General features: G+C 40.9%; 16 protein-coding genes, 1 rRNA gene and 2 riboswitches. Of the genes, 14 read left to right on the forward strand and 3 right to left on the reverse strand.

What is annotated here, in order from left to right; all coding sequences use genetic code 11:
• Positions 1-242 precede the first annotated feature (242 nt).
• A complete protein-coding gene (locus tag AU377_RS14780) occupies positions 243-1,151 on the reverse strand; it encodes a hypothetical protein (RefSeq protein WP_067408609.1) in 909 nt (302 codons plus the stop codon).
• 175 nt (positions 1,152-1,326) lie between these two features.
• Between AU377_RS14780 and AU377_RS14785 the strand changes: the two genes are divergently transcribed.
• The 5 genes from AU377_RS14785 (at position 1,327) to AU377_RS15590 (ending at position 6,030) form a co-directional block, all read left to right on the forward strand.
• The gene (locus AU377_RS14785) at positions 1,327-1,983 is read left to right on the forward strand and encodes a hypothetical protein (RefSeq protein ID WP_067408611.1); all 657 of its coding nucleotides are present in this window, start codon (positions 1,327-1,329) and stop codon (positions 1,981-1,983) included.
• Between the two features lie 79 nt (positions 1,984-2,062).
• Complete coding sequence (locus AU377_RS14790) at positions 2,063-2,632, forward strand: hypothetical protein (RefSeq protein WP_067408614.1); 570 nt, start codon at positions 2,063-2,065, stop codon at positions 2,630-2,632.
• Positions 2,625-2,936, forward strand: coding sequence for a hypothetical protein (locus AU377_RS14795; protein ID WP_067408616.1), 312 nt, complete (start codon positions 2,625-2,627; stop codon positions 2,934-2,936). Before AU377_RS14790 ends, AU377_RS14795 begins: the two co-directional genes overlap by 8 nt.
• Positions 2,937-3,018: 82 nt before the next feature.
• Positions 3,019-5,706 (forward strand): hypothetical protein, encoded by a 2,688-nt coding sequence (locus tag AU377_RS14800; protein WP_156450463.1) that lies wholly within the window; start codon positions 3,019-3,021, stop codon positions 5,704-5,706.
• Positions 5,707-5,874: 168 nt separating this feature from the next.
• Positions 5,875-6,030 carry a hypothetical protein gene (locus AU377_RS15590; protein ID WP_156450464.1) on the forward strand — a complete coding sequence of 52 codons (156 nt, stop codon included), beginning with the start codon at positions 5,875-5,877 and terminating at the stop codon, positions 6,028-6,030.
• A gap of 54 nt (positions 6,031-6,084) precedes the next feature.
• Here AU377_RS15590 and AU377_RS14805 read toward each other — a convergent pair whose 3' ends face one another.
• Positions 6,085-6,645 carry a hypothetical protein gene (locus tag AU377_RS14805; protein WP_067408619.1) on the reverse strand — a complete coding sequence of 187 codons (561 nt, stop codon included), beginning with the start codon at positions 6,643-6,645 and terminating at the stop codon, positions 6,085-6,087.
• Between the two features lie 173 nt (positions 6,646-6,818).
• Between AU377_RS14805 and AU377_RS14810 the strand changes: the two genes are divergently transcribed.
• Positions 6,819-7,319, forward strand: a complete 501-nt coding sequence (locus tag AU377_RS14810; protein ID WP_253724507.1) for a flavin reductase family protein — start codon at positions 6,819-6,821, stop codon at positions 7,317-7,319.
• A 42-nt stretch (positions 7,320-7,361) separates the two neighbouring features.
• On the opposite strand, the gene AU377_RS14815 is transcribed toward AU377_RS14810, so the two are convergent.
• Entirely contained in the window at positions 7,362-8,477 is a 1,116-nt protein-coding gene (locus tag AU377_RS14815; RefSeq protein ID WP_067408621.1) for a methionine biosynthesis PLP-dependent protein, read from the reverse strand.
• Positions 8,478-8,556: 79 nt separating this feature from the next.
• A riboswitch (SAM riboswitch) is annotated at positions 8,557-8,661 on the reverse strand.
• Between the two features lie 190 nt (positions 8,662-8,851).
• Here AU377_RS14815 and AU377_RS14820 point away from each other — a divergent pair.
• From AU377_RS14820 to AU377_RS14860, 8 genes are all read left to right on the forward strand, one after another.
• Positions 8,852-10,321 (forward strand): nicotinate phosphoribosyltransferase, encoded by a 1,470-nt coding sequence (locus AU377_RS14820; RefSeq protein WP_067408623.1) that lies wholly within the window; start codon positions 8,852-8,854, stop codon positions 10,319-10,321.
• 9 nt (positions 10,322-10,330) lie between these two features.
• The gene (gene nadE / locus AU377_RS14825; protein ID WP_067408625.1) at positions 10,331-11,158 is read left to right on the forward strand and encodes an ammonia-dependent NAD(+) synthetase; all 828 of its coding nucleotides are present in this window, start codon (positions 10,331-10,333) and stop codon (positions 11,156-11,158) included.
• Between the two features lie 516 nt (positions 11,159-11,674).
• Positions 11,675-12,619, forward strand: a complete 945-nt coding sequence (locus tag AU377_RS14835) for a MoxR family ATPase (RefSeq protein ID WP_067408629.1) — start codon at positions 11,675-11,677, stop codon at positions 12,617-12,619.
• A 3-nt stretch (positions 12,620-12,622) separates the two neighbouring features.
• Entirely contained in the window at positions 12,623-13,831 is a 1,209-nt protein-coding gene (locus AU377_RS14840) for a DUF58 domain-containing protein (protein ID WP_067408631.1), read from the forward strand.
• Positions 13,832-13,844: 13 nt separating this feature from the next.
• Positions 13,845-16,016, forward strand: a complete 2,172-nt coding sequence (locus tag AU377_RS14845; RefSeq protein WP_067408633.1) for a transglutaminase domain-containing protein — start codon at positions 13,845-13,847, stop codon at positions 16,014-16,016.
• Positions 16,017-16,142: 126 nt separating this feature from the next.
• On the forward strand, positions 16,143-17,696 hold the full coding sequence (gene guaA, locus AU377_RS14850; protein ID WP_067408635.1) for a glutamine-hydrolyzing GMP synthase: 1,554 nt from the start codon (positions 16,143-16,145) through the stop codon (positions 17,694-17,696).
• A riboswitch (purine riboswitch) is annotated at positions 17,693-17,794 on the forward strand. (Overlaps the previous gene by 4 nt.)
• Positions 17,795-17,911: 117 nt before the next feature.
• On the forward strand, positions 17,912-19,246 hold the full coding sequence (locus AU377_RS14855) for an NCS2 family permease (RefSeq protein WP_067408637.1): 1,335 nt from the start codon (positions 17,912-17,914) through the stop codon (positions 19,244-19,246).
• A gap of 374 nt (positions 19,247-19,620) precedes the next feature.
• Positions 19,621-19,688, forward strand: a 16S ribosomal RNA gene (locus AU377_RS14860); the annotation flags it as partial.

Here is a 19,688-nt window from a genome sequence, read left to right on the forward strand (position 1 = left end):
CTCCTTTCTTTGTTAATCCATTCACGAAGTGGAAAAAAGGACGGGCATTCGACTTTGAAAAAGTAATTTTTTCCATTTATTTAGTCTCTTCTGTTGAAAATCCCGTAAATTGAGTTGTGAAACGAAGAACTTAGTGCAACTAATCTCCTGAAAAAGAAAAAACGCCCCTGTAACAGAGGCGCCTAATGATCTATTAAGTCGAGGGTTAGATGAATACCCGACTTTTTATAGAAATCTGTGCATTAGTCTTTAGGTGTTTTAAAGTAATTCATTTTCGAAAAGAATTTGAAGAATGATAAGCCATCATTGTCTTTCTTTTTCGTTGTATCCGAAATGTTTGGCGTATTGATCTTTTTTTCATTTTCAACAATCGCATGTACTTTATTGAAAGTTTCAACAGTCGTTTTTGGTGTGTGATTCGTCTTAACATCTGCGTGTTGGGTGTGATTGTTCTGTGAAAAGTTTTGTGGAGCGGCGGCCTGAATGATGTGTTTCTTTGTAGGTGCGTTAAAGTTTCTAAAAGATCTATTGGATGTATGGTGTGGGAGATTGCTTGCAGAAGGGAAACGATGGTTGGGTAACGATTGCTGCTCATTTTTGTAATCTAGATTGTGGTCAAGTGATTGACTAGCTGAAATCTCATTCACGTTTTTGGCGGAATTGACAACTTCCCTTAGTTCATTATAGGAAGTGAAAAATGTATCCGATTGAAAAGAAGGTGTTTTTGGTAATTTGATTGGCGTCCTATTTTTTTCTGATGTATTAAAATTAGAAGGATCTTGGGTAATACCCAATTCTGTTCGTTCTGTTTGCTGAATCTGATTGTCCTTATTGTTCAAATTTGTCGTGAACGATGAAAGCCCCTCATTTAATTGACCAATTGCATGACTTAGCTGTTCTAATTGGACTGAAAAATGTTCTGCTTTTTGTTCGTAATCTTCATGCTGCATAATTTGTTTTTCATCCATCTTCTCCGTCCGTCCCTCCAAATTTCCCGCTTTCGATTTAAGGCTGCTGTGTTCATCTTTCATTAACAAATAATCATCAATGATATCTCCCGCTTTTAACGATATTAAAGTTTCTTTATAGGAAGTGATTTTTTGTTTTAATTTTTCTATGTCATTTTCGAAATTCAACTTGGCATTAGCCATTAGATTTCACCCCTTTACAGTACATTATTATTCTATTGGTGCACATCTCTTTAAGTGACTCTTTGTTTTACGGGAAAAACACAATATTTTTTAAAAGATCAGCAATCGCCAAGACACAAAACTTTTAACATCATACGCTACGAATAAGTTTGAAACTTGGGAGGTGTCTAAAACCATGGAAGAAAAATATTATCACGGTGACAGAGAGTTGATTTGTATAAATGTTGATCAGGTCTATGATTGGATTGTCAAAGAAAAATCATTCGATATTACATTGACAGAAACGATTGGGTTTACTGGACTTCCAGCTGATGCACAACTCGCTGGCGCAACGTACCAATGTGAAGTAACTCCTGCTGACGATTTTCCTGTTGTCATTTTAAGCCGCGAAGATCGCACATTATCCATTAATGGAAGAACTGTCGTGTTACAACAGCTTCATATTCAAAAGAATTTTGTCGTTACGCTTTCAGTAACATTGGCGAATGGCGTAACGTATACAAGTAGTGAAGAAATCCCAGTTACACGTTGCGAACAAGTCGTCTTATGTGCACCAGAAGGAACAAGCGTTGAGGTAACGTATACGTCGCTTGAGTGCTTTATTTGCTCGGTCGGTACTGCTACTTTGGTTACTGGAGGCGGGGCGATTGACTTTACAGGCCTAGCCATCTCGGTTACAACGTGCCAGAGCATTCAATCAACATATCCAGTCACTGTTGAGTTTCATGCTAACTACTGCGAGCCAAGGGAAGATTTACCAACGGCTTGCCCTTCACCTGGACGTCCAGAGCAATGTCCTCATGTTTTTCCAGACTTCGGCCATTGCCGCTAAAAGAATAGAGTTGAATTGCCAAGCATATCTTAAAGAGAGGATAATCCCTCTCTTTATTTTTTTAGAAAAGAGGTTGAAAATGTCTGGACATGACATAGAAGGGAAGATTACAGAGCTCCATCTGCAGACGATGGCTTATCTTGGTGAACTGAAAAAATGGATCATTGAACAGCGACAGTCTAAGCGCTCACAGATCATCTGTTATTTTACGTACTCACTAGACATTGCACACGATGGAGAAGAGGAAAGTATATGCTTTGGCACTTTTCATATACATAATATGGGGGATCAGGTTATTACGAATCCTGTTATACTCATTCAACTGCCTAAAGAATCTCCGTTTTCCTTTTCTGGAAAATATGTATATGGAGATTTTAAACAATCGTTAAAGCCAGCAAATGGATGGGAACGGATGAATGCCAAGGAAGATCAGGAGGAATTTTGGCTAAAGCCGTTGGGGAAGCAATCTATTGAACCAGGTGAAAGAATTTCTTTCTCTGATTTTCAAATTCGATGGTCTCCAAAAGAATCGTATGCCGGAAGTGTTATGGCTTATACCTATTGTGATGAGATAAAAGAAGGCATCGCTGTTATGAATCCGATTAGTCTGAATGGGACTGTACGTATACGGGAGGGTGAAAATGGGTGAATCATCGGAAAGAGAGCAAAAACAAGCGGCGACGAATGTGGTCCGCCAGTTAATAGAAAACCGGTTTGAGGGTCGGGAAGAAGGAAAACAGGACAAAGATCAGAGTTTTGTTTTTTTAGAAAGTGACACGTTGAAAACTTTGCTGCGCTATCTTTTAGTGGATAGGAAAAGCCAAGCTTCCGAACAAAAAGCTTCAGCGAATGAAACATTAGATCATTTGAAAATTATGAATGAACTTGAACAAGTCATTGCGGAGCACAAAAAGGAATTTGAAGAGTTGAACACGTTGTTGAAAGAGAATTGATGTCCGTAGTAGTCATCAACTTGTAGCCAACAGTTAACATGTATCTAATACTTGGGGAACTTCTGTGACGGGAGGAACAGACGTGAATAGTGAATACATTAAAAATAGCGACCCCATTCAACTGCAACAAATGATCATTTTTTTAAGGGCGGAATTGGCAAAGTACAAACACGAAGTGAAAAAGCACAAAGACGATGACTACTACTATTCACTAGTTGAACAACTCGAACAAGAAAATAGCCAATTAAAAAAAGAGCAAAAAGTGTTGAAGCAAAAATATTATAAGTCTATGAAGGAATTTAAAGTAGAGGCCAATGCGTATCAAGAAAAAATTCAGACCTATGAAGTGCAGCGAAAAAAGTATATCACATCGATTCATAAATTAAGAAATTCTGCAAACGATGTACAACTAATACACAAACAGTTGGCGGAACTTACGAAACAGGTGGAAGTTGCACTAGAACGCAATGCGGATCGGGGAGAAAATCAAGGTGAGCAATTTTCTTCACTTCATGAACAACTGAACATCCAACATACGGCGATCGAACAATTTGAAAACAAGCTACTCTTACTCATACATAACAAGTTGGAACAAACACATGAACAAATCGAGACGCTGCGACTATCCAATGAAGGGCAACTTCAAATTGAAAAAGACCGACAACTGTCCCAAGTAATAGAGTTGAAAAATCGTAAAATAGAAGAACTTGAAGAGACTATTTCAAACTTAAGCAAACAAAGTGAGCAACTTAAAAATGACCGCACACGGAAACAAGATGAGCAAGTTTCTACGCTTAACGAACAGCTTAGCAGGCAATCCACCGCAATTGAACAATTCGAAAAGAAGCTAATCTTCCTGATGCGCAGCAAGTTAGAACAAACTAATGAAAAAATTGATGCGCTGCGGGTATCTAATGGGGAACAGGTTCAATTTGAAAAAGAACAACAACTACATCAGGAAATCGCGTTGAAAAACGAAAGAATAGAAGAACTTGAACGCAATATTACAAACTTTAAGGTACAAAATGACCAATTGCGCGATCAGCTTGCAAATCGTGAAAGTAAGCAACAGAATGAGCAAGTTTTAGCGCTTCGTGAACAGCTTAGCCAACAGCAGACAACGATCGAACAATTTGAAGAGAAACTGCTCTTACTGATTCATAACAAAATAGAACAAACCCATAAACAAATCGATACGTTGCGGGCATCTAATGAGGAAAAAGTTCAATATGAACACGAACGCCAGTTGCGTCATGAAATTGCATCGAAAAATGAGAGAATAGAAGAACTTGAGCGAAACATCTCGAATTTGAAAAAACAAAGCGAACAATTGAAAGAGGATCATATACGAAAACAAGACGCGCAAGTTTCGTCACTTCAGGAACAATTGGCTCTTCAACAAGCAACAATTGAACAATTCGAGGAGAAGCTATTCTCGTTTATTCATGACAAGCTGGAACAAACGAATGAACAAATTGATACGTTTAAAAACTCTAAAGAAGATCAAATCCAATATGAAAAAGAAAAGCAGCAACTTCGCGAGGAAATAGCAGGGAAAAATGTGAAAATAGAAGAGCTTCAGATTGATGTGTTTAACTTAAAAGAACAAAGTGAAAGTTTACGCAATCAACTTGAGGAGAACCAAAACCAAGCACAAAACGCGCAAGTTTTGTCACTTCAAGAACAACTGGCTCTTCAACAAGCAACGATTGAACAATTTGAAGGGAAGCTATTCTCGTTTATTCATGACAAGCTGGAACAAACGAATGAACAAATTGATACGTTTAAAAACTCTAAAGAAGATCAAATCCAATATGAAAAAGAAAAGCAGCAACTTCGCGAGGAAATAGCAGGGAAAAATGTGAAAATAGAAGAGCTTCAGATTGATGTGTTTAACTTAAAAGAACAAAGTGAAAGTTTACGCAATCAACTTGAGGAGAACCAAAACCAAGCACAAAACGCGCAAGTTTTGTCACTTCAAGAACAACTGGCTCTTCAACAAGCAACGATTGAACAATTTGAAGGGAAGCTATTCTCGTTTATTCATGACAAGCTGGAACAAACGAATGAACAGATTGATACGTTTAAAAACTCTAAAGAAGATCAAATCCAACATGAAAAAGAAAAGCATCAACTCCGCGAAGAAATAGCAGTGAAAAATGTGGAAATAGCAGAGCTTCATCGCGACGTATCAAGCTTGAAAGAAAAAAGTGAACGTTTGCGCGATCAGCTTGAAGAACATCGAAGCCAAACACAAGACGCGCAAGTATCTTCACTTCATGAACAACTAATCCTTCAACAAGCAACAATTGAACAATTCGAACAGAAGCTTACCACACTCATTCATGAAAAGATGGCCCAAGCCCGTAAGCAAATGAGTACACTGCGGTTATCTAAAGAAAACCAAATGCAATTTGAAAAGGCAAAAGAGCAGTTGCGTCGTAAAATCGATAGGAAAAATCGTAAAATCGAAGAACTTGAACAAAATGTCAAAGATTTGAAAGAACAATGCGATCAGTTGCGTAACCAGCTTGAACAAAGCAGTAATCGACTGCGGGAACTTGAAACATTAAATGCCAAACAGTCCGATGAGCCTTCGGAACTGGTGATTCAATTGGAACAACAAATTAAAACATTATTAGCAAAATCATTCGAATACGAAGAGAAACTAGATGCCAAGATTCTTCTTGTCAATGATTTGGAAGAAAAACTAGATGAACTTGCGGCGGAACTTAGCGAGTTGAAAAGGAACGATGCCGTGGAAGATTAACACAAATAGTAAAGAAGAGCGAGAGAGTCCCAAAAGCATCTGGCATTTTGGGGCTGTCTTTGTGTTCACTAAATCTTCACCTTAATTATAATAATTATTACTAACGATTGACTTTTATATAGTATTTATGGCAGTATATTATATGAGAACGTGAAGGAGTGATTTAGCATGGAACAAATTAAAATTAATGAACAATTAACAATCCAGAAGATGGATAACCATTATTGTATAGTGAAAAACATTAAGGGCAGTCAACAAGTTGAGTTGTGCTTCTTTAGCATTGTTGACGCACTCGCATATTCCGCGGAACGTAATTATTTATAATATAAACAAAAGCTAGTTCAATGAATATTCTCATTTGGACTAGCTTTTTCTTATTCATCTCCAAGAAGCTTTAATTCTTCGAGTGAAAAACACGCCAAGTTCCAGCCAGATCCAACTATAAATGAAAGAGAAAGCAAAAATGCTTCCAATGAATTTCAAATTGAATGCTGCTGTAAAGGTGGGGCCTAAAACTGGAAAATCTAGTACAAATAAAGGGAAGCAAATTCCGACCGTCAGTAAAACGCCGTTTAACAAAATAATCCCAAAGCGGCGCTTCATTTTACGGAACGTCCAGCCGAGTCCGAGCCCTAGTAATCCGGTCGTGAATGGAAAAATAAACAGTTCGCTCGGTTCGATGACGAAAAGAAGAAAAACCGTAATCACATACGTTAAAAGCCCTAATCGAAATGTAAGCAATGCACTTAATAATAGGGGCAATGTTGCAAAAGGGCTAAAGAATATGCCGATTCCGGGAAGTACGGTGCCGGCTGCTTGCAAAATGGCAGCAATTGCGGCCATTAAAGCTGCAAATAGTGATTGTTGTACGGTGGACCAATGTTGCATAAATCGATGCAAATCTTTCGGATCAGACGAAATTGATTTCAAGAAATACATCATATTCTCCCTTTTTGTATTAGTGTATGGTGTGCAACGGACTGTCACCACTGGAAAAAATCTACAAGTATAGGTACATCACAACCGTAAAGACAATTCATATGAAAGTTTTGTGAAGATTTGATATGCTCTTGTTAGTAAACAAGAAAAATATGAATACTGGAGTTGCTACAATGGAAAAAAAGATGGAGCAAATTGCACATTATAAAGAAGTAATGGGGAACTATCCAACTGGTGTTACTGTTGTGACAGCACTTGACGAAAACGGAGAGCCGATGGGAATGACTGTCAATTCATTTGCGTCTGTTTCATTGGATCCGCTTCTTGTTTTATGGTCAATCGACAAAGGTGCTCATTTATATGAGCAGTTTTTAAAAGCAGATCAATTCGCAGTAAATATTTTAGCGGATGATCAAAGGGAACTTTGTTCATTATTTGCGAGTAGAACTCCGGATCGTTTCGGGCAATGTAAGTGGGAGAAATCTGAGTTGAACTTGCCGGTTTTAGAGGATTCACTTGCTGTCTTACAATGTAAAACGTTTAAGCAAGTTGAAGCGGGCGACCATGTGATTTTAATCGGGGAAGTCGTTGAAATTGAAAAAGCGGACAAAGCACCACTCTTGTACCATAAACGAACAATGGGTGCGATCCCAACTAGTTTTTATCAAGCATAAAAGAAAACCTGTCATCCAAGTTTGGATGACAGGTTTTTTTATTCACAAAGCGGGAACGTGTAGTTTTGAGAAGACTTGTTGTAAATCTGCGATTAAGTCGTTGGCTTCTTCTACACCAACTGAGAATCTTAGCAGTCTATCACAAACACCGCGGCGCGTACGTTCTTCTTGTGGGATGTCAGCATGCGTTTGCGTTGCCGGGTATGTAATAAAGCTTTCTACGCCCCCAAGGCTTTCTGCGTAAGAAATGAGCTGTATATTTTCAAGAAACGTTCCGATCCAGGCACTATCTTTCAGTCTGAAGGAAAGCATGCCGCCTTTTCCAGGGTAAAAGACATCTGTGACGCAAGGTTCGTTTTTTAGGTACTCGACAATCTTTTTAGCGTTCGAATCATGCTGTTTCATGCGTAGGTGAAGTGTTTTTAACCCTCTAATGACAAAGAGCGAATCGAAAGGAGAGAGAACCGCCCCGATAGAATTATGGTTAAAGGCAAGTCTTTCACAAAGCTCCCCGCCTTTTGCGACAACAAGACCTGCAAGTACATCGTTATGTCCGCCAAGGTATTTTGTCGCGCTATGAACAACAATATGTGCGCCATGCTCTAAAGGCCGTTGGAAGTAAGGCGTTAAAAACGTATTGTCAACGATCAGCAAAAGCTGGTGTTTTTCTGCAAGAGCCGCATACTGTTCGAGATCAATTTCTTGCATAAGTGGATTCGTCGGTGTCTCAATGAAAATCGCTTTTGTATTGCTCGTAATCAACTTTTCCGTCTCTTCTACGCTGGCAAAATCGGCGTATTTCGTTTGAATAGAATAGACATCGGCATATTGTGCAAGCAATCGATAAGTACCGCCGTAAATGTCCTCCGGAACGATGAGTTCATCCCCAGGTCTAAATAAAGATAATACTAATTGAATTGCTGCCATGCCGGAACTGCAGGCAAAACCTTGATCACCGGATTCTAAGTTTGCAATCCCCTCTTCTAAAATCGCGCGCGTAGGGTTTTTTGTCCGTGTATAGTCATACCCGGTTGAAAGTCCTAATCCTTCGTGGTGATAAGCGGTAGACAAATAAAGAGGCGGGTTGACCGCTCCGGTTTTTGCATCACTGCGATTTCCTAATTGTACCAGTCTCGTATCCAAGCTACGTTTCCCCATGATCATCATCCTTTATGAGAGTAATAAAAAAGAACCTTTCTCGTGTAAGAAGAAGGTTCCCAAGTTTACAGATTCAATCTTCTTATCTTCAAGGCATTGTTTGCCTAATGGAATTAGCACCATACCTATTTGGCTGGTTGCTGAGACATCTTCGGGCCAATCCCTCCGCCTCTCTTGATAAGTGAAAGTATAAAGTTGTGCGAATAAAACAATTTATCCAACTTTACCATGACTAGGGGAATAAAACAAGGTTTCTTTTAGTGAAGTGAAGTTTGTGTGAAACATTAAAGGAGATATTCGTAACGTTCAACATCGAAGTTTTTGAAAATAGTGTATACTATTAATAACTTAGCTTGTGGAAGAAGGAGATACTCATGGGTTTGAAATATGCAGATGATAGCTTAGCTTTACATACGGATCTATATCAAATTAATATGGCAGAATCTTATTGGGCAGATGATATGCATGAGAGAAAAGCTGTTTTTGAATTGTTTTTCCGTAAGTTGCCTTTTGGGAACGGGTATGCGGTATTTGCGGGACTTGAACGGGTTCTTGATTACTTGAAAAACTTTAAGTTTAGTGAAAGTGATATCGAGTATTTGCGTGAAGAGGTTGGTTATAAGGAGGATTTTCTTTCCTACTTAAAAGACCTGCGTTTTACAGGGGATGTCTATTCAATGGTTGAGGGAGAAGTCGTATTTGCGAACGAACCAATTCTGCGAGTGGAGGCACCGCTCGTTGAAGCGCAACTTATTGAGACGGCATTATTGAACATTGTCAACTACCAGACTCTTATTGCGACAAAAGCGAGCCGTATTAAACAAGTCGTTAAAGACGAAGTTGTCATGGAGTTCGGAAGCCGACGGGCACATGAAATGGACGCAGCTATTTGGGGAGCAAGAGCGACCATCATTGGCGGTGTGGAGGCGACAAGCAATGTCCGGGCGGGGAAACGATTCGGCATTCCGGTTGCCGGAACGCATGCGCATTCAATGGTGCAAGCATATAAAAGTGAATATGAGGCGTTTCATTCATATGCCAAACGCCATAAAGACTGCGTATTTTTAGTTGACACTTACAATACATTGAAAATTGGCGTTCCAACAGCGATTCAAGTAGCGAAAGAATTAGGCGACAGTATTAACTTTATTGGTGTGCGATTGGATAGCGGCGACATCGCCTTTTTATCCAAAGAAGCGCGTCGGATGTTGGATGAAGCTGGATTCCCAGATGCTAAAATTATCGTTTCAAATGACCTAGATGAATATACGATTCTTAACTTGAAGGCACAAGGGGCTAAAGTTGATATATGGGGAATTGGCACAAAGCTTATTACAGCGTATGATCAGCCGGCACTTGGTGCGGTCTATAAAATTGTATCGATTGAAAATGAAAAAGGTGAAATGGAAGATACGATTAAAATATCCTCTACAACAGAAAAAATGACAACGCCGGGACGTAAAAAACTGTATAGAATTATCGATCGTGAAAATGGAATGGCTGAAGGCGATTATATTACGCTGCACGACGAAGACCCGCAATCTGAAAAACGCATTAAAATGTTCCATCCCATCCATACTTTCATTTCAAAGTTTGTGACGAACTTCATCGCAAAAGATTTACATGTTCATGTGATTGAAAATGGAACGGTTATTTATGATAATCCACCACTTGCATCTATGCAAAAGTATGCGCAAGAAAATATGGCTCTTCTATGGGATGAATATAAACGATCACTTAACCCTGAAGAGTATCCAGTCGACCTTAGCCAAAAATGTTGGGACAATAAAATGCGCAACATTCGAGAAGCGCAGGAGAAAGTGGAAGAATATATTAACGGGTGAGGTGCAGCTATGAAAACACTGCAAGCAGAAATTATTAAAGAGCTTAAAATGAAGCCGGTCATCGATCCACACGAAGAGATTCGGAAATCCGTTGATTTTATGAAAGAATATGCGAAGAAAAATACTTTTGTAAGAGGCTTTGTACTAGGGATTTCTGGTGGACAAGATTCCACGCTCGTTGGCAAATTGGCACAAATTGCAGTGGATGAGTTGAATGGGGAGTCCGGAGAAGAGCGTTATCAATTTATCGCAATCCGGCTGCCTTACGGTAAACAGTTTGACGAAGAGGATTGCCAAGATGCCTTGGATTTCATCCAACCCTCAACCATTTTGACGGTGAATATTAAAGATGCAGTAGACGCCAGCGTTCGTTCCTTAAAAGAAGCGGGCATCACCCTTTCCGACTATGTGAAAGGCAATGAGAAAGCGCGGGAACGAATGAAAGTGCAATACGCCGTCGCTGCGATGAAAAGTTGTGTCGTACTCGGCAGTGACCATGCTGCAGAAGCCGTCACTGGATTTTACACAAAATTCGGAGATGGCGGCGCGGATCTTATGCCAATCTTTAGGTTAAATAAAAGACAAGGTAGACAGCTGCTGGCAGCGCTTGATTGTCCATCTCATTTATACGAGAAGGTGCCGACCGCCGATCTAGAAGAAGAGAAGCCTGCACAACCAGATGAAGAAGCGCTAGGTGCGACGTATGAACATATCGATGACTACTTGGAAGGAAAAGAAATTCCCGAAGAAGCAAAAAAGGCCATCGAAAATCATTATCTTCGCTCACAGCATAAACGTCATATGCCAATTACGATCTTTGATGATTTCTGGAAATAACAAGGAGCTCCGTTTGGGGCTCTTTTTGTGTGAAATGGGGGGCTTGCTGCGAGTTCCCCTGATCGCACCCTAAGTTTCCCTGAACTTGTCGTGAGTTGCCCGCAAGCTGCGAGTTCCCCTGAATGCACCCTGAGTTCCCCTGATCGCCTCTCGAGTTTCCCTGAACTTGTCGTGAGTTGCCCGCAAGCTGCGAGTTCCCCTGAATGCACCCTGAGTTCCCCTGATGGCCTCTCGAGTTTCCCTGAACTTGTCGTGAGCTGCCCGCAAGCTGCGAGTTCCCCTGAATGCACCCTGAGTTTCCCTGATGGCCTCTCGAGTTTCCCTGAACTTGTCGTGAGTTGCCCCTAAAGCATGTGAGTTCTCCCGAATTTCGTGTGTTGCAATTAACCTACTCCAGTTTCCAACTATTGCCCATCAAATTATCGTTGCCCGCTGTTGTGGCGAATGTTCAGTTCCTGTATGATGAAGATACATTTTTTAGGATTGAAATTTCGTGCATTTAACGGGGGGATTAAGATGAACATTGCAGGTAAAATTCAAGAAATCCTGAATAACATCGAAAAAGTATTAATCGGAAAAAGAGAGGTCGCTGAACTAAGCGTTACCGCGCTGCTTGCAGGTGGACATGTCTTACTAGAAGACGTTCCCGGCGTTGGTAAAACGATGATGGTGAAGGCGCTCTCCAAATCAATTGGGGCAGATTTTAAACGTATTCAATTTACCCCCGATTTACTGCCGTCCGATGTTCTTGGTGTTTCGATCTATAACCCGAAAGAAATGGAATTTGAATTTCGGCCGGGTCCGATCCTTGGAAATATTATTCTAGCGGACGAAATTAATCGAACATCTCCAAAGACACAGTCCGCTCTATTGGAAGGAATGGAAGAATCGTCGGTAACGGTTGATGGTAGGACCATTCAGATCTCGCAGCCATTTTTTGTCATGGCAACACAAAACCCGATTGAATATGAAGGGACGTATCCATTGCCGGAAGCGCAATTAGACCGCTTTTTATTTAAATTAAAAATGGGCTATCCGTCAAGGCATGAGGAAATTGAAATGCTTGAACGGGCTGAAAAAAATACCCCGCTTGAAAAGCTAGAATCGGTCGTGTCATTGGACGAGCTCATTGAGCTTCAACATGCTATTTTAGATGTGAATGTCGATCAAGCAGTGAAGTCCTATATGATCGACTGTATCGCACAAACGAGAGAGCACCCATATGTTTACCTTGGTGTCAGCCCCCGAGGGTCATTGGCACTAATGAGAGCCTGCCAAGCCTATGCCCTGGTAAAAGGCAGAACATATGTAACGCCTGATGATGTCCAATATTTAGCACCATTTGTATTTAGCCATCGCATGATTTTGCAGCCAGAAGCGAAGCTTGAAGGGATTACAACAGACGAGATTATTGAACGGATTTTCACTAAAGTGCGTGTACCGATTGATAGGATTCATTAAAAAATGACGAATGTTAAAAACCTTTTCGCCGTTTGGGGACGTTTTCTTTTTGTTGTAATCATTCTTCTTTCCGCCTTTGTCTTTGCGATGTTTCAGGGCGGGAAAGTAAGTTGGACAATTTTTTATATGATCTTGCCATTCGTGATCTATTCGATTCTTTTATTCTTTTATCCACTTTCGGGGCTCTCCATAGATCGAACCATCCGAACGCCGCGTGTGGAAAGTGGCGGGAACCTGATGATTTCGATTCGCATGAAAAGAACAAACCGTTTCCCGCTACTTTACACTGTAGTAAAGGACAAGTGGGTGGATAGCAGTGTGCAAACAATCGCAAATAATCGATCAAAACAGTTATTCGTTTATGGATGGAAAAAAGAGTTTGAATGGCAATATGGGATGGATCGAATGCCGCGCGGAGAGCACCGATTAGTTGGGATCGAAGTTGAAATAACAGATTTTTTTGGATGGATGAAAAAAAGAATGTTTTTTCCTATTGAAGATACGGTGCTTGTGTATCCAAAAATCATGCCAGTCCAATTTGCACCATTATCTACAGACTTTGACCAAGGAGCCGTTGTATCGCCTTTCGCGGCACAGAAAGATACAACGATGGCGACGGGTGTTCGCAACTACCAAGCGGGAGACCGTGTCACATGGATCCATTGGAAGTCATTTGCGAAAACACAATCATTAATGACGAAAGAGTTTGAGGAAACGCGTTCACAAAAAACAGTCATTCTGTTTGATGGAAGACAGTCCAGTACATTTGAAGAGCAAGTGGAATTTGTTGCCTCGATGGTGAAGACGGGAGTGGATCAGCAGGCAGATCTCGCATTGATCACATTCGGTTCAAAGTGGGGACAGTTTCCTCAGGTCCAATCGAAAAATGAATTTTACGAAGTGCTTGTACATTTAGCGAAAATAAAGCCTGCCGCAACAGAGCGTTTTGACTCGTCTCTATTTGCGGGAGGAAGGCAAGGACAAGACCGCAGCACAGTCGTTGTCACTGGAAATCCCGATGAGCATTTAATCAAAACATTACTGCAGAGCGACGTCGACTTACAACGGATTCATTGTTTTGTCGTCGTAAAATCCAAAAAACAGTTGCAAGAAAAGATCAAGCAGTCTATTCAATATGCCAAAAAGCAAGGTGTTCAGATTGTAGTAGTAGAAAGAAAGCAATTTACAAAAGCATTTGGGATAGAAAAGTAAGGTGGCGGTAAATGTGAATGAAGTACGTATGGATCGACGGCTGCTTGCCTTTCTTTATTTACTTGCATTTTTACTTTTATGGGAATGGCTCCTTCCAGTAATGGCATTAACTGATTCTGGCTATTTGCCATTATTTTTACTGTTTATCGTATTATCATTTGTCCTTGCGTTATTGCGGTGCAAATGGTGGTTGTCTGGATGTATTAAAGTGATCTATATCATCTGGGCGCTACATAATACCGCGACAGACCAACTTTTACTATCAACAGAAACGCTGCATCATTTACTAAAAGATGTTTTTTCAAATGGAGCAGCAATTGTCGCAGGAGATTGGCAAGGAATTACAGATTCCTTTCGAACGGTATTATTTTTCTTACTCCTTTGGATGATTACGTATTTAATCCAACATTGGATTGAAGTAAGAAAAAGCATTTTACTTTTTTACGTACTGACGATATTATTTATCTCATTTATTGATACGTTTAGTGCTTACTCGGCGGAAGGTTCTATTCTACGAATTATGATTGTAGGTTTACTGCTGCTTGGTTTGTTGTTCATTTCAAAATTCGCAGCTGAAAATGAGCAAGTAATACCGGGTGGTGTCTTTGCTGCGATTTCTCTGCCACTTCTTTTCTTTGTCATTTTAGGTGGTTTGTTATCAAGCGTACTACCCCAGCATGATCCTGTATGGCCAGATCCAGTTCCGTATATTAAAACGATGGCGGGAGGAACTGCAAACGGCGATCAAAGCGCCGTTTCAACGAGCGGCTATGATCCGGATGACACAAGGTTAGGCGGATCATTTACAGAGGATGATACACCGGTCTTCCAAGCAAAAGTCGACAATCGGCAATATTGGAAAATCGAAACGAAAAATACGTATACTTCAAAAGGTTGGGAACAGGAGTTTCCGGAAGACGAGGAAGTCTTTGTTTTCGTACCTGGAGATGTAATGGGAGAGCCTATCGAAAATTCCCAAAATGAGACCAAGGAAGCTCAGTTGAAAATGACTGAAACGTATCCATTCCTTCTCTACCCTTATGGAATGCAAAAAGTGTTTACGGACGACCCGCATGTTCAGTTTCATCAATTGCAATCATCGGGACATTATCGAACGATGATGGGGAACGAAGAAGCAGCGTTGACAGATGTGACGATTGAATTCGGTGAACCGACATACAGCTTGAAGGAATTGCGAGCTACTTCTATGAAAGACCTCGAGTCGCTGGGGGATGAATTTCAATCCTATTTACAATTACCGGATCAATTACCTGACCGTGTTCGCGAGCTTGCCAACTCCTTAACCGAGGAACGAGAGAGTGTTTACGACAAGGCGATGGCTATTGAACGGTATTTTAAAAGAGGCGGCTTTGTATACGCACGTCATGATGTTGCCATACCAGAAGAAGATGAAGATTATGTGGATCAATTTTTGTTTGAAACGAAAAGAGGATACTGTGATAATTTTTCAACTTCGATGGTCGTCTTGCTGCGCGCTGCGGGTATCCCGGCACGTTGGGTAAAAGGGTTTGCTCCCGGTGAAATCGTGAAAAATGAAGGCGGGAAAAGCATTTATCAGATTACGAATAACGAAGCCCATTCATGGGTTGAGGCCTATATGCCGAATGTTGGGTGGATGCCATTTGAACCGACGATTGGATTTAGCAGCACGGCGGACGTTACGTATGATGTTGAGCGAGATGCTAATACGACTGAATCGAACGTAACGGAACAAAAGAAGCCAGAGCAGCAAAAGAAAAAAACACAGACTACTAAGAACGAAAGTACATTTGACTTAGGCAAGTGGATGAGTGGCAATAAGTGGAAATCAGTCGTTATCATTTTAGCCATATTAATTTTTGGCTGGTTGGTTTATCATTTGCGGAGAAAATGGCTGCCAGCAGTGCTCGTTCGCATGCATCGAACAGGAAAACTGGATTGGCACGCATTTGAAAAGCAATATAAAAGTTTGCTGCGCCAGCTCGATCGTATCGGCTATCCACGTGCCCCTGGACAAACGCTCAGGGCGTATGCCGAGGAAATCGACAATTATTTCGGCGGTGATCAAATGCGTATACTTACAGACGCTTATGAGAAAGGTATATATGGCAAGAATATTGTGGATCATAATTGGAAGAAATTGCGAGAAGTGTGGGAAGATTTAATCAACAGGACTTCTGGTTGATTTTTACGTTTTTTAGCAGTAAGATTTAAAAAGAAATAAGAACGACACGCGTGGAAGCTGACTTTCTAACGCGTTTTTCTCCTTTGATTAGGGGGATAATCGAAAAAAAAGGAAGAGGTGGATCGATTGTCAGCAACTCCTTTATTTATTGAACAGGAAAAAATTGTTGTGCTTGACTTAGGTAGTCCGTATAACCAACTGATTACACGAAAAATCCGTGAGTTGAATGTTTATAGTGAACTTCATCCGCACACAGCCACTGCCGAAGACATTAAAAATATGCACGCGGCGGGAATTATTTTATCTGGCGGTCCAATTGCGGCGGAAAATCCAGAGAAATTTGGAATCGATCCAGAAATTTTTTCGCTAGGCATTCCAGTTTTGGGTATTTGCCAAGGGATGCATCTTGTATCCAACCATTTCGGCGGACAGTCCGAAAAAACGGCAGAACGCAATTACAGCCAAGAGTCGATTAAAGTCGACGCGACGAAACCGCTATTTAGCGGACAGTCTGTAGAGCAAAGCGTTTGGTTAAGTAATGGAGATCGAATTGTTCAACTGCCAGAAGGCTTTGGAGCTTATGCGGGCGGCCAAGCATGCGAGATTGCTGCAATCGGTCACGCTGAAAAGAACATATACGGTGTTCAATATCATCCAGAATTCGCAAGTTCTGAACATGGCCAAGAATTACTGCGTCATTTTGTAATGACGATTTGTAACGTAAAAGGTGATTGGACGATGGCGAAATTTGTCGATATTGAAGTAGAGAAGATCCGTGCAACAGTTGGGGATAAAAAAGTACTTTGTGCTTTAAGCGGCGGTGTTGACTCTTCAGTAGTAGCTGCTTTAATTCATCGCGCAATTGGTGATCAATTAACATGTATGTTTGTGGATCATGGGCTTCTTCGTAAAGGTGAAGCGGATAGCGTAGTGGAAACATTTAGCGGAAAGTTCAATATGAATTTCATTAAAATTGACGCGAAGGAACGTTTCTTAAGCAAATTAAAAGGCGTTTCCGACCCCGAGCAAAAACGTAAAATCATTGGGAACGAGTTCATTTACGTATTTGATGATGAAGCGGCGAAGCTTGACGGCATTGATTACTTAGCGCAAGGAACAATCTACGCGGACGTTATTGAAAGTGGAACATCGACGAATGAAGTGATTAAGTCGCACCATAACGTCGGTGGTTTGCCTGAAGATATGGAGTTCCAATTGATCGAGCCTCTTACAGCGCTCTTTAAAGACGAAGTCCGCCTGCTAGGTCTTGAGCTTGGACTTCCAGAAGAAATAGTTTGGCGTCAGCCATTCCCAGGTCCTGGTCTTGGGATTCGTGTACTTGGCGAAATTACAGAAGAAAAACTAGAAATTGTTCGCGAGTCGGACTGGATCCTTCGCGATGAAATTAAAAAAGCTGGACTTGAACGTGATATTTGGCAATATTTCACGGTTTTACCGGATATTCGAAGTGTAGGCGTAAGAGATGAAAAACGAACTTACGATTATGCAATTGGAATCCGTGCGGTTACATCAGTCGACGGAATGACTTCTGACTGGGCGAAAATCCCGTGGGATGTACTTCAAAAAATTAGCGCTCGGATTACAAAAGAAGTTCCGCATATTAACCGTGTACTTTATGATGTAACAAGCAAGCCACCAGCAACAATTGAGTGGGAATAAAATAGCATATAGTAAGTCGTATAATACCGGGAATATGGCCTGGAAGTTTCTACCGGAGCACCTTAAATGCTTCGACTACGATTCCGCGTAAAAGATATTCATTTCTTTTATTTGGACTAGTTTTGGGGAAGCATACGAGTAACTTCGTTGCTTCCCTTATTTTTATATGCCTATCACTTTCATCAATCTATATTCAAAGGAAGGTCATTATACGAATGAAAAATTATTTTGAATTTGACAAGTTGGGAACAAATTATAGACGGGAAATTATTGGCGGGATCACAACGTTCCTAGCCATGGCATACATTTTAGTCGTCAACCCGATCATGCTATCCTTGGAAGCCATACCAGATTTACCGGACGCAATGCGAATGGACAAAGGTGCCGTCTTTGTAGCAACGGCGTTGGCTGCGGCAGTCGGTTCTTTATTTATGGGATTGATCGCGAAATATCCGATTGCATTGGCTCCGGGTATGGGACTTAACGCATTTTTCGCATTTTCAGTTGTATTAAGTTATGGACTCCCATGGCAAACAGCTTTAACGGGGGTACTCTTCTCAGGTCTTATCTTTATTATCCTTTCTTTATCCGGACTACGGGAAATCATTATTAATGCTATTCCGGCACAACTTAAATTTGCAGTCGGTGCAGGTATTGGATTGTTTATTACTTTCTTAGGACTGCAGAACGCGAAAATTATCGTTGCGGATCCGAATACGCTCGTCACACTGGGCGATCTATCTAAAGGTACGACATTGCTTGCGATATTTGGACTCGTGATTACTGTCATTATGATGGTACGAAAAATCAATGGGGCAATTTTCTACGGTATGATCGTGACGACGATTATTGGCATGATCGCAGGTCTTATTGACAAACCGACCCAAATTGTTTCAAGCGTACCGGATGTGTCGCCGACATTTGGAGCAGCCTTTGACGCACTTATCCATAATCCAGGCTCCCTTTTTACGACACAATTTTTAGTTGTTGTCATTACCTTTTTATTCGTCGACTTCTTTGATACGGCTGGAACGCTTGTCGCTGTGGCGAACCAAGCCGGTTTAATGAAAAATGATAAATTACCGCGCGCAGGAAAAGCATTGTTATCAGACTCACTTGCAACTGTTACCGGTGCGATTTTCGGAACGTCTACAACGACTTCCTACATTGAATCGTCGGCGGGAGTTGCAGCGGGTGCAAGAACCGGGTTTGCTTCTATGGTAACGGGTCTTTTGTTTTTACTTGCATTATTCTTTTCACCTTTATTATTTGTCATCACAGCCGAAGTGACTGCACCAGCACTTATTATTGTCGGCGTATTGATGGTGTCTACGCTTGGAAACATTGAATGGAAACGATTTGAAATAGCAGTACCGGCATTCTTTACAATTATTGCAATGCCGCTTACGTATAGCATTGCTACCGGGATCGCAATGGGATTCCTTTTCTATCCGATCACAATGATTTTAAGCGGCCGTAAAAAAGAGGTTCATCCAATTATGTATGGCCTATGGGTAATCTTCTTGTTGTATTTCATATTTATTAAATAGAAAGTGTTTCAATAGCCTTCTCGATTGGCGGGAAGGCTATTGTCATTCTCATACGAGCCGAAAAAAGTTTTTGAAAAGAAATTAATCTAATGTGTTGACTTTGGAATTTTAGAATGATATATTAAGTAAGCAGTCGGGAACGACGACAAAAAACGACAACAAAAAACAACTTCTTTAAAAAGAGTTGTTGACATGAAGAGTTGTCGATGATAAGATATAAAAGCTGTCGCTAAGGCGACTGCGCAATGAACCTTGAAAACTGAACAGCAAAACGTTAACAAATACGTTTACGGATCCGACCCCGTCGGTGAAGTGAACAAAACAAGAATCTTCGGATTCAAAGTCAGCAAGAATTGAGCAAATCAATTTCTTCTATTATGGAGAGTTTGATCCTGGCTCAGGACGAACGCTGGCGGCGTGCCTAATACATGCAAGTCGAGCG

It is taken from the genome of Sporosarcina sp. HYO08 (assembly GCF_001563475.1).
Taxonomy (GTDB): Bacteria; Bacillota; Bacilli; order Bacillales_A; family Planococcaceae; genus Sporosarcina.

What these genes read in the sequence shown, in the direction of transcription:
- AU377_RS14780 (WP_067408609.1), bottom strand. Translation starts at nt 1,151, where the DNA reads ATGGCTAATGCCAAGTTGAATTTCGAAAATGACATAGAAAAATTAAAA.
- AU377_RS14785 (WP_067408611.1), top strand. Translation starts at nt 1,327, where the DNA reads ATGGAAGAAAAATATTATCACGGTGACAGAGAGTTGATTTGTATAAAT.
- AU377_RS14790 (WP_067408614.1), top strand. Translation starts at nt 2,063, where the DNA reads ATGTCTGGACATGACATAGAAGGGAAGATTACAGAGCTCCATCTGCAG.
- AU377_RS14795 (WP_067408616.1), top strand. Translation starts at nt 2,625, where the DNA reads ATGGGTGAATCATCGGAAAGAGAGCAAAAACAAGCGGCGACGAATGTG.
- AU377_RS15590 (WP_156450464.1), top strand. Translation starts at nt 5,875, where the DNA reads ATGGAACAAATTAAAATTAATGAACAATTAACAATCCAGAAGATGGAT.
- AU377_RS14805 (WP_067408619.1), bottom strand. Translation starts at nt 6,645, where the DNA reads ATGTATTTCTTGAAATCAATTTCGTCTGATCCGAAAGATTTGCATCGA.
- AU377_RS14810 (WP_253724507.1), top strand. Translation starts at nt 6,819, where the DNA reads ATGGAAAAAAAGATGGAGCAAATTGCACATTATAAAGAAGTAATGGGG.
- AU377_RS14815 (WP_067408621.1), bottom strand. Translation starts at nt 8,477, where the DNA reads ATGGGGAAACGTAGCTTGGATACGAGACTGGTACAATTAGGAAATCGC.
- AU377_RS14820 (WP_067408623.1), top strand. Translation starts at nt 8,852, where the DNA reads ATGGGTTTGAAATATGCAGATGATAGCTTAGCTTTACATACGGATCTA.
- nadE (WP_067408625.1), top strand. Translation starts at nt 10,331, where the DNA reads ATGAAAACACTGCAAGCAGAAATTATTAAAGAGCTTAAAATGAAGCCG.
- AU377_RS14835 (WP_067408629.1), top strand. Translation starts at nt 11,675, where the DNA reads ATGAACATTGCAGGTAAAATTCAAGAAATCCTGAATAACATCGAAAAA.
- AU377_RS14840 (WP_067408631.1), top strand. Translation starts at nt 12,623, where the DNA reads ATGACGAATGTTAAAAACCTTTTCGCCGTTTGGGGACGTTTTCTTTTT.
- AU377_RS14855 (WP_067408637.1), top strand. Translation starts at nt 17,912, where the DNA reads ATGAAAAATTATTTTGAATTTGACAAGTTGGGAACAAATTATAGACGG.